Source organism: Nitrosomonas marina (assembly GCF_900111605.1).
GTDB classification, from domain to species: domain Bacteria; phylum Pseudomonadota; class Gammaproteobacteria; order Burkholderiales; family Nitrosomonadaceae; genus Nitrosomonas; species Nitrosomonas marina_A.
In genome coordinates, this window is sequence record NZ_FOIA01000002.1 from 77160 (window position 1) to 90625 (window position 13466).

At 48.4% G+C, this 13466-nt stretch carries 9 protein-coding genes; 7 read left to right on the forward strand and 2 right to left on the reverse strand.

What is annotated here, in order from left to right; all coding sequences use genetic code 11:
* Positions 1-88 precede the first annotated feature (88 nt).
* Positions 89-460: a DUF6746 family protein gene (locus BMY62_RS01400; RefSeq protein ID WP_090655497.1), complete on the reverse strand. Its 372-nt coding sequence runs from the start codon at positions 458-460 to the stop codon at positions 89-91.
* 572 nt (positions 461-1032) lie between these two features.
* Entirely contained in the window at positions 1033-2352 is a 1320-nt protein-coding gene (locus tag BMY62_RS01405; protein ID WP_090655499.1) for a PepSY-associated TM helix domain-containing protein, read from the reverse strand.
* Between the two features lie 536 nt (positions 2353-2888).
* On the opposite strand from BMY62_RS01405, the gene BMY62_RS01410 reads away from it, so the two are divergent.
* From BMY62_RS01410 to BMY62_RS01435, 7 genes are all read left to right on the forward strand, one after another.
* Entirely contained in the window at positions 2889-4499 is a 1611-nt protein-coding gene (locus BMY62_RS01410) for an efflux transporter outer membrane subunit (RefSeq protein WP_256207381.1), read from the forward strand.
* Positions 4496-5722: an efflux RND transporter periplasmic adaptor subunit gene (locus BMY62_RS01415; protein ID WP_256207382.1), complete on the forward strand. Its 1227-nt coding sequence runs from the start codon at positions 4496-4498 to the stop codon at positions 5720-5722. The genes BMY62_RS01410 and BMY62_RS01415 overlap by 4 nt, the downstream gene beginning before the upstream one ends.
* Entirely contained in the window at positions 5719-8835 is a 3117-nt protein-coding gene (locus BMY62_RS01420) for an efflux RND transporter permease subunit (protein ID WP_090655502.1), read from the forward strand. Before BMY62_RS01415 ends, BMY62_RS01420 begins: the two co-directional genes overlap by 4 nt.
* Positions 8836-8917: 82 nt before the next feature.
* Positions 8918-9052: a hypothetical protein gene (locus tag BMY62_RS16450; protein ID WP_256207383.1), complete on the forward strand. Its 135-nt coding sequence runs from the start codon at positions 8918-8920 to the stop codon at positions 9050-9052.
* A 280-nt stretch (positions 9053-9332) separates the two neighbouring features.
* The gene (locus BMY62_RS01425; RefSeq protein WP_090655505.1) at positions 9333-9842 is read left to right on the forward strand and encodes a sigma-70 family RNA polymerase sigma factor; all 510 of its coding nucleotides are present in this window, start codon (positions 9333-9335) and stop codon (positions 9840-9842) included.
* 14 nt (positions 9843-9856) lie between these two features.
* A complete protein-coding gene (locus BMY62_RS01430) occupies positions 9857-10825 on the forward strand; it encodes a FecR domain-containing protein (RefSeq protein ID WP_090655509.1) in 969 nt (322 codons plus the stop codon).
* 125 nt (positions 10826-10950) lie between these two features.
* Positions 10951-13407, forward strand: a complete 2457-nt coding sequence (locus BMY62_RS01435; protein WP_090655512.1) for a TonB-dependent siderophore receptor — start codon at positions 10951-10953, stop codon at positions 13405-13407.
* The last annotated feature ends 59 nt before the right edge of the window (positions 13408-13466 follow it).

The following is a 13466-nucleotide window of genomic DNA, read 5'->3' on the forward strand; positions in this document are numbered from 1 at the left end:
GGCGGCGCCACTTGCCTCCCTTCATGCCTATCTCACAATACGCACTGACCGTAACCAGCCACCCTGCACCTGCTGTGGCCGATCAGGCTCACTTAACGATTTGGCGTGCCGTTTCGAGATAGCGCAATCCTTCTGCTCGGGTAGTTTCAGTGTCGCCAGTTTCTGAACCGACATGCACTGCTTCAAGCGTTTCTGTCAGCTCCAGCATTGAGGCATTGATTTTTTCAAGTGCATTTTCAAGTGTGTATGTCAGTTCATGAATCTGTTGCATATCAAGCGCACTCAGTGTCTCCTGCTTCAAAACTTCAGAGAGTTTCTGGTTATATTCGGAAAAATTGACCAGCGCCTGCTCAAGCGTCTCTGATGGCTTGCCTTTGAAGTGACCGTGCGAATCGTCCGCTGCAGCAGCGGATGCCACCATAAAAAACTGAATGATAATTAACCCAATAATTTTGTTCATGACATCTCCTTTTAAAATTCATTAATTATCCAGCATAACATAACGTATATAAGCACTTTGACAATAGCGCACTTTTCACACTGATTGACACACCAAGACGCTGATACCATATGTAAACAGTGCGGAACAGCAAGTCAGACGGGATAATTTCCAACCAGCAGACTTGTAAGGCCTGCCGCCGACAAGTAGAGCATCAATGTGATAAGACCAGCTGATCGCTTAGTAATACCTGTTTGATACTGCGGCTGCCTAGACTAGCTTATTCTATTCAACGGTGGTCCGCCACTTCATCTTTGCCACCCAGCGATAAATAAGTGCGCGGGGTGGATTCCGGTCATATTGACGTACCAATGGTGAAAAACATACCGTGTCAAATTGGTTGATATCTATGGACCAGTTTGTGATCTCGAAATAAATGCTGAGATGCAATAAGTTTCCGTTCCCTGCTACTTAATATCAACCAATCAAACTCATATCAGTGAACCTATAGATTCAACTTCAACAACCAGATTGCACTACTGTCAAAAACTTCAGAGGCAAGGCTCGTAATCGCATCAATTACGCTGTTGCGTTCAGCGTATCTCGATTTCCACAGGTTGATTGCCGGGTGATATATCGCGTACTGCCAGTTTGTTGCGAGCTGTCCTTTTTTTCCACCAGATATAGACGCCCGTGACACTGAGCATGGCGACAACCAGACCCATCAATGAAATCAGAATACGCCCTGGTAATCCGAGAATACGCCCTGAATGCAGTGGAAACTGGGCGTCTAAAAAAATGTCTGCCGCTGTTCCTTCCCAAGGTAATTTTTCACCAAGAAAACGCCCGTCTATGCCATCGTAAAACAGGCTTTTGTGACCAGCCCCTCCGACACCATGGTCTGCCTCCGGATAAAAAAACCGCACACCGTATATACCAAAACTTTGGGAATAAAACATCGATCCCGCCGGCTCCTGCCATTTCTTTTCTTTTGCATCGCCCTCGGCAACTGTGAGAATTTCGGCAAAGGTCACAGCGGGCATGATCGGTTCATGTCTTGGATTTGGTTCGCGAATTTCAAACGGTGTGGGTGTTACCTTGGAAACGCTATTCATGATCGGAAAGAATACCTCCCGATACAAATTCATGGAGAATGCCGTAAACGCGACAATAAATAAAATACCCCATGTCCACAGACTGACTGCTCGATGCAAATCGAAATTTAATTTATAGGTGCTCGCATTAGTACGAATTTTCCATGCAGGCTTCCAGCGCTGCCAGAAGCTTTTTGTAACAGTACGAGCTTCTTCTGAGTCTGGTGCATCATCAATCTGTAAATCACCAGCTTTTTGCCGGCTCCGCTTGCGGGCAGGTAACGTAAGATAAGCACCCACGAAACAATCCAGTGTCCACAGAACTGCAATAATACCCAGCAGCCAGATACCCCATCGGTCTATTCCCCATATCTCGGGTAAATGTAACGTAAAATGCAGTTTATACAGAAAGGAAACAAACGTTTCTTTTGTGATTGGCCAAACAGCGCCCCATTCCCGTTTCCCGAGCTCTTCTCCTGATACAGGATCAACGAATACCTGGTTAAATCCGGGTTCAAACAGTCTGTTGGTATCAGGATTAACACGACCGCTGACTCCAAAACTGATCGATTCGCCTTCTTCTACCATTAATGGAATTGATCGAACAGTAATTTCAGGATAGCGTTCTTCTACTTGCTGTGCGAGCAATAATGGTGATTGTTTTGGGCCACTGGATTTTGTCTCAACCAGATGTGGATTCAGCCAGTCATCCAGCTCATGATCCCAGGAGATTATGGCTCCGGTAAAGCCTGTCACAAAGAGAAATGCTGCTGTGATAAGACCCATCCAGCGATGCACTGTTGTCCAGAATACTCGCATAGTTTTTTTCTCCTGTTGTTCGATCTTTCTGTAGTTTGTTATAAAAATCTTGCATTTGGCTTAGTAATGGCTGTATTTTGAGCTTCGCTTATCCACTCTGTAATGAAAACAACCCATACTGATATTAATAGTTTTGTCCGCGCGACCAAGCCCTTTCCAGTCGATTATAATTGTACAGATTTTGTATACAAATAAAAATCATTCTCATATATAATGTGCCCGGAAAGCTAATCTTATGCATAAATTTCATATATTTTATTGGTCATGAATCGCTACACATCGAGAACATGTATAGCTCCAATTCATAGGGGTGAATATTAGGATCGTCACTTTATAGTAATTTATCAGAAAACCAGGGCAACAGAAGATTCCAGATCGTCTGAGCAATTAGCACTCAACAGTTTCTACTGAAACCGCATATCAGAATAGACAGATTATCGCTTCCTCCCGGGAATTTTAACGCCAATACCGTGACAGGTCGGCTGTACGCACTGCAATGGGTAACATTTTTGGGTTGCCACACACCGAGTTTTTGTATGTATAGCAGGATTCATTATCGTTATTCCGATAGTTTCCAGGATCATTATCTGGTCTCGAAAATGCCGTTCACGAAAAAGCACGACAACGACATGCGAGCAATTGCGCCAACAGAAGATGACTGCACTGTGCTGCACATTGCATCACAGTCATCATTAATTCTTATGCGCGGGTTCATCAAGTCAATTTTGCTGTTATGCTTTTCAGTGTGCTTGCTACTGCTTGCCAGTGGCTGCCAGAACATCCTCGATAGGCAACCACCCGATCTGCATCCACAGCTGCCGCAGGAATGGAGTGTCTCGCTTGATATTGATGATTTTTCCGACCAGAGCTGGGTACGGTCGTTTGGCGATCCTGTGTTAAGTGCATTGGTTGAACGCGCGCTCACGCACAACTTTAATCTGAAATCGGCTGCGGCCCGCGTCGACGCCGCCATAGCGCAGGCACGTATTGACAGTGCCGGTTTGTGGCCGCAGTTGTCGTTTGCACCGGCATATCAATATACGCAGGTGCGCAGCGCGGGTTTTGGTTCGGCGGAATTCAGCGTATTTGAAGCCATGTTCAATCTGAGCTGGGAACTGGACGTCTGGGGGCGCATACGATCTCTGAGAGCGGCTTCTCTCGAAGACGCCGAAGCGGCGGGCGCGGATTTTAACGCTGCGCGGTTATCGCTGGCGGCTCGGGTGGCGCAGAATTATTTTGCCCTGCTTGAGGCGCGGCTTCAGACACAGGTTGCCGAACAATCCGTTGCCGATCGCAGTAATATTGCCATTGTCACTCAGGGGCGCTTTGAAAAAGGCCTGGTACGGGGACTTGACGTACGGCTGGCGCGGACCGACCTGGCCAATGCAAAATCCCAACTGGCACAGACAAAAAACCGTGTACAGGTTATTACCCGGCAGCTTGAAGTATTATTGGGAGAATATCCGTCCGATGACTGGCAAAAAGTCGTCCAATCAATGTCCGAATTAAAAGGGATGGCGGATGCATCTATCCCAAATGTGCTGGCAGCCCTGCCCGACCCACCCGAATTGCTGCCCGCAGGGCTGCCATCGGATTTGTTAGCCCGACGGCCCGATCTGATTGCAGCATTCAGGCGGCTGCATGCTGCCGACGCGCGGCTGAACAGCGCGAAAAAGCTGATGCTGCCGCGTATCACACTGACAGGTACAGGCGGAACACGCGATACCGCGCTGGTTGACCTTGCCGATCCACGGTCCGCAGTCTGGAACCTCTTTGCGGGGATAATGCATCCGATATTTACCGGTGGCAGGATTCGCGGAGGAATTCAGCTCAATGAAGCGCGTGTGGAGGAAGCACTCAACCGCTATCATGACGTGGCGCTCAATGCTTTCAGGGAAGTTGAACAGGCGCTGGCAGCAGAGGAATGGCTGCGCGAACAGGAAAAGGTTTTACGCGAAGCCGTTGAACAAACCCGCGCAAGCCATGAACTCGCATTGTATTATTACCGCCTTGGCTTCATCCAGATCCTGACATTGCTGGACAGCTACCGAAGCAACCTGAACGCACAGAGCGCTCATCTTTCGGTGCAACGGCAGCTATTGAACAATCGCATTAGTCTTTACCTCGCTTTGGGAGGAAGCATTTGAAGCTTAAAATCATTCTGCCTGTCATCATCTTATTGTGCGGTATGGGAATTGCCTGGGCGCTCATTGCGATCCAGCCCGATCCCGGCCAGCCCGAGCCATCTAAAACAGCACCACCTGTCGATGTTATCCGTGCCGTACCACAACATATAACCCTGAACGTACATGCGCAGGGCATCATCATGCCCCGCACAGAAATCGATCTGGTACCTGAAGTTACGGGCAGAATCACCCGGCTGCATCCGGCATTTGTTACAGGCGACACCTTTATTAAAGGCGATATATTAATTACCATCGACCCGCGCGATTACGACCTGGCGATCACCAATGCTGAGGCGCAAGTAGCAGAAGCAAAGCACCGGCTCGCACTTGAAGAAGCCGAATCGGAACAGGCACATCATGAATGGAAAACGCTGGGCGGCAAGCATTCGCCTACTCCCTTGATGTTACGCGAACCGCAACTCGCCGAAGCGCGCGCAAAACTGAAAGCAGCAAAAGCCAGTCTAGAACAGGCGCGCCTGCAACGCAGCCGATGTGACTGGCGGGCTCCGTTTACCGGAAAAATTCGCAGCAGAACCGTCGGTCAGGGTCAATATGTCCAGTCCGGCAATCCTGTTGCAAGGCTTTTTGCAACGGATACGGCTGAGGTCCGCCTGCCGCTGTCTATGGATCAGCTGAATTATCTTGAATGGCCAGACTATTCCGATAACCGCAAAAGCGAGCAAGCCGGTACCGACAACAGGCCGCGTGTTTTCCTGACCGCCCGGCTCGCAGGTACACAGCAGATCTGGGAAGGACGTATTGTCCGTATCGATAATGCAGTCGATGAAACAACGGGATTAATCCATGCCGTGGCTGAAATACGCTATCCGCAAAAAAACCATGACAACCAGCATCAACTATTACCGGGTCTGTTTGTAAATGCACACATTGAGGGCCGCAGGCTTGACAATATTTTCAGACTACCACGCGAAGCAGTCAATGCCAACCGGCAGGTATTATTGATTGACGAGGATGAAAGGATTCACATGCAACCTATCGGCATTTTACGTATTGAAACGGACTATGTACTTGTCAATGAAGGACTTGACGCCAACGACCTGGTAGTTGCATCGGCAATTACGTCATTAAGAGAGGGGATCAAAGTCAAGTTCAAGCTTGTCGAACCCGTGACAAAACACCAGCAAGATAATACAGTCTCACTGTCGGGTATTGCGAAACCATGAATACGACCCAGCCATCCGGCCTGCTGGCCTGGTTTGCCGCAAATCCCGTTGCTGCCAACTTGATGATGATTATCTTGTTTCTCGGTGGCACGATCAGTCTGCTGCAGATAGACAAACAGGCGTTTCCACGGTTCGATGCACCTGTCATCAATATTGCCGCTGAATATCCGGGTGCTGGACCAGCCGAGGTTGAAGAAGGTGTCTGCATACCGATTGAGGAAGTAATTCATGATCTGAGCGGTATTAAACAGATAAAAACAGCAGCCATCGATGGAAAATGCAGTATCAAGGTGCTTGTTGAGCAGGATTTTGATGTCAAGGACCTGGTCAGCAGCCTGCGTGCGCGTATCGAATCGCTGCGTAATCTGCCTAAGGCAGTTGAACGTATCGATATTGACGATTTCAGCTGGGAAACACCTGCGATTACCGTGATCTTGCGTGGGCACACAGATCAGCTCACCCTGCGCCGGCTGGCTGAAACAGTGCGCGATGAGCTGAACATGCTTGACGGCGTACGTCGCGCCACGCTCTGGAGTTGGGTCGACTACGAAATTTCCGTTGAAGTACCTGCTTCACGATTAAAACAGCACCAGCTGACGCTGGCCGATATCGCCGATGCCATCCGTAGCGGGTCACTCGATCTGCCCGGCGGCGAGATGAAAGCAGAATCAGGCAGGCTGCAGCTGCGCTCCAAGTACACGGCCTACGATAAGGAACGGATGGCTGCACTGGTTCTATTAACCCGGCCTGACGGCAGCGTCATTCGTCTCGGTGATATTGCAACGATAACCGATGGCTTTGCCGATGTGCAGTTTCAGAATACCAGCGATGGCATACCTTCGGAGAGTATCTGGGTGATACCCAAGCACGATCTGGTTGAGGTGGCCAACGATGTCAACGAATTCGTCGATACATTCAGCGCCCAAATGCCCGAAGGTGTCGAAATTATCACCAGGCGCGATAACGCCCGGTCTTTCAACGAGTTGCTGGAGCGGCTGATGACCGTGGGCATCACCGGCTTTGGGCTGGTGATGCTGGTACTCATGCTTTTTCTGCGCACACATATCGCATTTTGGACGGCAATGGGTGTTACTGTCGCCTTTTTCGGCGCATTCTGGCTGCTGCCGATGACCGGCGTCAACCTGAACATGCTGACTTTGTTTGGCTTTGTACTGGCAGTGGGTGTACTCGTGGACGATGCCATCATCGTCAGCGAACGTATCCATGCTGTTCAGACACAAGGCAATCCCGGACTGTCGGGGGCCATACAGGGTGTGCAAGAAGTTGCCGTTCCCGTTGCCGTTGGCGTATGCATCGCGTTGATCGCATTCCTGCCCGGTTATTTTGTTGAGCCAAGCTGGGCCACCCGGTTTATGAAACCCGTCGCAACTGTCATGATTCTCACGCTGGCATTTTCACTGTTTGAATCCCTGCTGATCCTGCCTGCCCATTTGACAACGCTTCATAAACCTCCGACAAATAATTTATTAACCCGAATTCGCAGCGCTGTCCAGCTAAAACTGGATATTTTTATCAACCGGGTTTATCGGCCGTTGCTGCATCGCCTGATAGACTGGCGCTACACGTCGCTGGCTGCTTTTATCGCAGCGCTGATCATCGGGTACGCCGTCGTCAAGGGCGGTTATATCGGTGTCAACCTGCAGGAGGATGTCAGCTACTCCGAATTTCATGTCCATCTGTATCCTCCGCTTGGGACACCCTACAAAACGATTGAACAACGAGTGCAGCAGTTTCTGGATGCGCTGCATGACGTTGAAGCAGAGTTAAATCCGAGCCCTACCCCGCAAATGCCCAGACTTATCGAGGGTATTGAAGTGGTGCTGGACGAGATTGATCCCCAGATTTATGTCGAATTTACTACCGAAGCGCGCAAACGCTTTCATGTACGCGAAATCGTCACGAGCTGGTATAAGCATATCGGCGATTTCGGGGACTTCCAACCCGATTTCCATACACCGACCGAGAAGGAGCTGGTCGACCTGGAAATTGAACTGCTGGCGCAGGATCCGGATATACTGAACGCTGCTGCCGACACGGTAAAAACTCACCTGATGCATTACCCGGGCATTGCCGATATCACCGATTCGCGCAAACCTGGAAAACCCGAACTCAGGTTCAGGCTAAAACCCGAAGGCGAGCGGCTTGGGCTACGCCTCAAGGATCTTGCCGAGCAGGTGCGGCACGCTTACCAGGGTGAAGAAGCTCAGCGTTTCATGCGCGGGCGCTTTGAAGTTAAAATCCAGGTGCGACATCCGCGTCTGGAACGCGAAGCGATAGAAGATCTACTGACAATGCCCGTACAGCTGCCAAACGGTGGGCAGGCACCGCTTGGCACAGTGGCCGAAATTGATTTTGCGCCAGGTTTCGGTGCGCTGAAACGAGCCGACCGTATGGGCGTGGTAGCCCTGCACGTGCAATTGATAGATTCACCGCCAATCAGTGCTGACAAAATCGATCAGGACCTGACGTCACAGTTCTTTCCTGCGCTTGAGCGTCATTATCCGGGAATCCAGGTTTCCCGTGGTGAAGCAGCTGAAGAAGCGGATGAAATCATGGATGATCTGAAACGCAACACATTCATAGCGCTGGCAATTATGTATGCTCTGCTGGCTGTAGCATTCAATTCCTATACACAGCCGCTGCTTTTCCTGCTGGCAGTTCCGGTTGCATGGCTGGGCGCGATACTGATCCATTGGGCCGCAGGACTGAATTTTTCTTTTCAGTCGCTGATCGGCATGGTGGCAGCTAGCGGTGTTGTCGTCAATGACAGCGTCGTTCTGTTACATTTCATACAAAGAAAACGGAGCGAATTCTTAAACCTGGCCGACCTGATCGTCGACGCGTGCGTCTCCCGCTTCCGGCCGATTCTGTTGGTGGCCCTGACCAGCATTGCCGGGTTCGCGCCAATGCTGTTTGAAACCAGCGAGCAATCACGCTTCCTGGTACCGGTCACATTGTCGCTTGCAGCAGGACTCAGCTTCGGCATGATTGCAACGCTCATACTGGTACCCACCTGTTATGCGGTGCTTGCCGATATTCAGCAATTTTTTTTACGACACCCCCGTGCTTTCCTTCGCCCGGGCAAATCCTGACGACACTTTTCATTATTTTAATATCAGAATCAAACTCGGCACTGACCGCGACAATTTCCCTCATTAACAGACGCTCACAATGATGATCAATTTGAATCGTATGCGCCGTGTTGAAGAAGAAACACTGCACGGCATGGCAATGCTGATTGACAGCATTAGCGCACATGCTGCTGAAAAGACAATTTACAACGTGGATCTGGCTGTGATATTTCATTAGCCACACCGGCGACGGCTCGGCGCTAAAAAGTCTTCTGCCAGGCGAAAAATAACTTTGGGATAATCTGACAAAGCAGAATAAGTCGCCTGCTATATGTTACGAAGAAATGACCCGCCGGTCTTGTTTTGAAAGGAAAGTTAACAAGACAGCAAAGGTATTGCAAAGAAAAAAATGTATGGAACCAAAATAAATTCATATTATAATGTAATAATAATGATAATTATTTCTATTTATATTAGCGATTGCAAATTCTGTTGCTTATTCTGCTTTGGAGTACTGCATGTCTTCTTCTAAGGTTTTTCAGCAGAATGAAATACATTCTTTATATAATGATCATCACAACTGGTTGTACAACTGGTTACTACATAAATTAGGAAATTCGTATGATGCTGCAGACTTGGCGCATGATACGTTTATTCGATTAATTGTTTCACAGCAACGGACGCACACCTTAGGTGATAACCCAAGGGCGTTTCTTACGTGTATCGCTAAAGGATTGGTCATTGATCATTGGCGTCGTCAGGAAATTAGAAAAGCTTATCAGGAAACTGTTGCCAGCTTGCAAACACATTGCACTCCATCGCCCGAGATCCAATTATCAACTCTAGAGGCACTCTATCAGATTGATGAAATGTTGCAAAACCTGCCTGCACGAACGCGTAAAATTTTTTTTATGGCACAACTGGAAGGCCTGACTTACCGTCAAATTTCCGAGCGTAACGCGATATCTGTGGCAACGGTCAAATGGCACATGCGAAAAGCATTTATTGTGTGCGCATCCCTAATTTGATTTGCCGGAAAATAATGAATGATTTTGATAAATCCCACGCTATTGATCCACAAATCCTTGAGGAGGCTGCAGACTGGGCAATTAAATTTCAATCTGGCGAAGCCAATGAAAATGACCGATTGACATTTGAAAGCTGGCATAAGCAAAGTGCTGCGCATACAGCAGCCTGGCATCAAATTCAGTCCGTACTGAATGCCTTTAAACAGGTGAAACCGGAAATTGGTTGCGCCACATTTAAGCGAGCGGGGCAGTTTGACCGTCGGCAGGCTGTCAAAACCCTAGGGTTATTAATCTTGGTTTTGCCTCTCTCTAGCTGGATGGCATGGCGCCATCTGCCTTGGAAAGATTGGACAGCTGATGTTCGAACAGCAATCGGTGAGCAGAAAACAATGGATCTGGCTGACGGGACCCGTCTTGTACTCAATACAGCCAGTGCCGTCGATATTGTAATTAGTAAAGAAATCCGGCTTCTCACATTGCATAGTGGAGAGATCTACGTTACTACAGGGAATGATCCGGCAGTATTGCCACGTCCTTTAATTGTTCAAACTCCACAAGGGACAGTCAAGCCGATAGGTACTCAATTCAGTGTACGGCGTTTTGATGAATGCACACGAGTTGCGGTTTTTCAAGATGCTGTCGAGATTCTGCCTTTTCAAGCGTCTGCAGCGATGTTGCATGCCGGACAACAGATTGATTACCGGGTCGATGGAATACAATCGTTACAGTCAGTTGAAGCTTCGGCTGCATCATGGACCCAAGGGACTTTCATAGCCAAGCATGTACGGCTGGCTGATCTCGTTAATGAGTTGGGACGTTATCGTAGCGGCATCATTCGCTGTCATCCCGATGTAGCAGACATCCGGGTATCGGGCACATTCCCGATACGGGATATCGATACCAGTCTTAAATTTCTGGAAGAAACTCTACCGCTGCACGTCAGTAGCTTCAGCCGCTACTGGGTCACTATCGACCGCCAATGATTCGGTAGTTCAAAAAATTTTCGAGGTTATTTATACCTTTTTTTGCTTTGTACGGTATAGGCAATATGTGTGTGTGCTAACGGCACGCTTAATTGTTAATCACAAAAAAAAGGAAAAATAATATCATGGCCTCAAAACATCGTTCTTTGCCCATTAATTGGTATTATCTCTTGTATGTTGGGCTTATTCCCTCGCCACGGATTATTTGCAGCGCAATATTCTGTATCGTACTGGCAGCGACATGGTTTCCAGGTTCAATTCACGCAGAAGCAGCTAATGATATAACAAAGAAAAACTATGCCATACCAGGTGGACTTCTGTCAGATGTACTTACGGAGTTCGCTGCAGCAGCAGGGGTATCGCTGTCATTTGATCCGACGCCACTGGGTAGCCGCAACAGCGAAGGATTGCGCGGCAATTATACTGTCGAAGAAGGTTTTAGAAAATTACTGCAGGGTAGCGGTTTTGAGCTTATTCGAACAGATCGCGGCGTGTATTCATTAGTTACGAGTCCCGAAAATCCAAATATCACCAAGCTGCCTGAAATGGTCGTTACAGGCGGCAAAGCTGACGGTTATGTGGCTAAACGAACAAAGACTGCAACCAAAACCGACACGCCAATCATTGAGGCGCCCCAGTCGATTTCCGTGGTGACACGCGATGAAATGGACATGCGTAGTGTACAGAATTTTACTGAGGCGCTACGGTATGTGCCGGGCGTAACAGTAGATCAATTTGGATTTGAAGGACGTGGTTATGAATATTTATTGTTACGCGGATTTAACGGGTTAAATAACGCAAATTTTCGTGACGGGTTAAGTAATGCAGCGTTTGGTTTTTTCTCTTCCTTTATTACCGATCCCTATGGCCTGGAGCGCATAGATGTGCTGCGCGGTCCATCTTCAGTGTTATTTGGGCGAGGTGATGCAGGCGGTATTGTCAATCGTGTGACAAAACTTCCCAATGCCGCGCCAATCCGAGAAATCCAGTTACAATACGGAAATTTCGATCGCAAACGTATCGCCGCTGATCTGGGTGCGGCAACCGAGGACGGAAAGTTGATGTTCAGACTGGTGACGACTGCGCTAGACACCGATACTCAGGTCAAATATCCCAATACAGGGGGCGAACGAGCAGAAATCAGGCGTTTTTATATTGCACCGTCAATCACCTGGCGTCCGACTGTTAACACCACTATCACTCTAATGGGTGACGTGCTGAACAATCGCAGCGGAACGTCGCTATTCCAGATCGTCGCACCCGATGGCAGCCAGACCAGAGTCTTGCAAAGCGATCCAAAATTTACCAGGTATGCGGCAAACCAGTCGTCCATTGGTTATCAGATAGAACACCATTTCAATGAAATTTTTACCGTACGGCAGAATTTTCGCTACACGCAGCAAAAAGGACGTTTCAGGGATATGTTCGGTCTCGGCTTCAATACGATCGAACAACCCACGCTGCTTGACCGGCAGGCTTACGGTACCAATGAGCGGTTGACGCAAACCGTTCTTGATAGCCATTTACAGGCAAAACTGGACACAGGGCCGGTCAGCCATACAGTATTGCTCGGCGCAGACTGGAATCAGACCAATTTAAACCTGAAATACTTTGAAGGTTATAACGATGGATCTCTTGCACCCGCTATCGATATTCTGAATCCTGTGTATGGCATACCAATTGCGACACCTGACGCCCTGGGAATTAATTCAAAAGAGAGAATCGATCAGCTCGGTTTTTATATTCAGGACCAAATGCGTTATAACGAAAACTGGATTCTGACCCTGAGTGGACGATTTGACAGGATCCGTAATAGGGACAAAGATTTCCTGATCGAGGAAACAAGCAAGAGAAGCGATAGTGCATTTACCGGTCGTGCAGGACTGACTTATCTCTTTTCAAACGGTATAGCACCCTATTTTGGTTTTTCACAGTCTTTTCTGCCGCAAACCAGCATCAGCGCAGATGGAAAACCGTTTGATCCAACACGCGGCACGCAGTTTGAAGCTGGCGTCAAATATCAGCCGGCTGGCGGGAGAAGTCTGTACACAGTGGCATTCTTCGATTTGACCAAAACCAATGTGCTGACTCGGGATCCGAATGATCCAGCTGGTTTTGCACTTATGCAAAGCGGCAAGGTAAGGTCGCGCGGTATCGAGCTGGAAGCACGTACCGAATTGTATCGCGGGCTGAACGCGATCGCGTCTTTTACGTATCACGATGTTGAAAATATCAAGGATACCGATTTCAGAGGAAACACACCGATACAGGTTCCTGACATACTCGCATCGGGCTGGCTGGATTATTCATTTGGTGCCCTCGGAATCGACTGGTTGCGTGATTTTGGGCTGGGCTTCGGCGTCCGGCATGTTGGCAGAGTCTACAATGATGAAGCCAATACCAGTACAACGCCATCCTTCACGTTATTTGATGCCACGCTCCGCTACGAAAAAGGGCCCATTCTTTTCACTATCAATTCAAGTAATATATTTAATAATAAATATGTATCCACGACTTTCTTCAACAGACAATATCCTGGAACCGAACGTACTGTAATAGGAACATTATCTTTCAGATTTTAATTGACGTGTATGAATGTTTCCAGTTATTGATGCTGCTGCCGCGCCAGGGTCAAAAAACG

Bases quoted from the DNA above. Each gene is read 5' to 3' on its own strand.
- BMY62_RS01425 (WP_090655505.1), top strand. From the start codon at position 9,333: ATGTCTTCTTCTAAGGTTTTTCAGCAGAATGAAATACATTCTTTATAT.
- BMY62_RS01435 (WP_090655512.1), top strand. From the start codon at position 10,951: ATGGCCTCAAAACATCGTTCTTTGCCCATTAATTGGTATTATCTCTTG.
- BMY62_RS01405 (WP_090655499.1), bottom strand. From the start codon at position 2,352: ATGCGAGTATTCTGGACAACAGTGCATCGCTGGATGGGTCTTATCACA.
- BMY62_RS01430 (WP_090655509.1), top strand. From the start codon at position 9,857: ATGAATGATTTTGATAAATCCCACGCTATTGATCCACAAATCCTTGAG.
- BMY62_RS01410 (WP_256207381.1), top strand. From the start codon at position 2,889: ATGTATAGCAGGATTCATTATCGTTATTCCGATAGTTTCCAGGATCAT.
- BMY62_RS16450 (WP_256207383.1), top strand. From the start codon at position 8,918: ATGATCAATTTGAATCGTATGCGCCGTGTTGAAGAAGAAACACTGCAC.
- BMY62_RS01420 (WP_090655502.1), top strand. From the start codon at position 5,719: ATGAATACGACCCAGCCATCCGGCCTGCTGGCCTGGTTTGCCGCAAAT.
- BMY62_RS01400 (WP_090655497.1), bottom strand. From the start codon at position 460: ATGAACAAAATTATTGGGTTAATTATCATTCAGTTTTTTATGGTGGCA.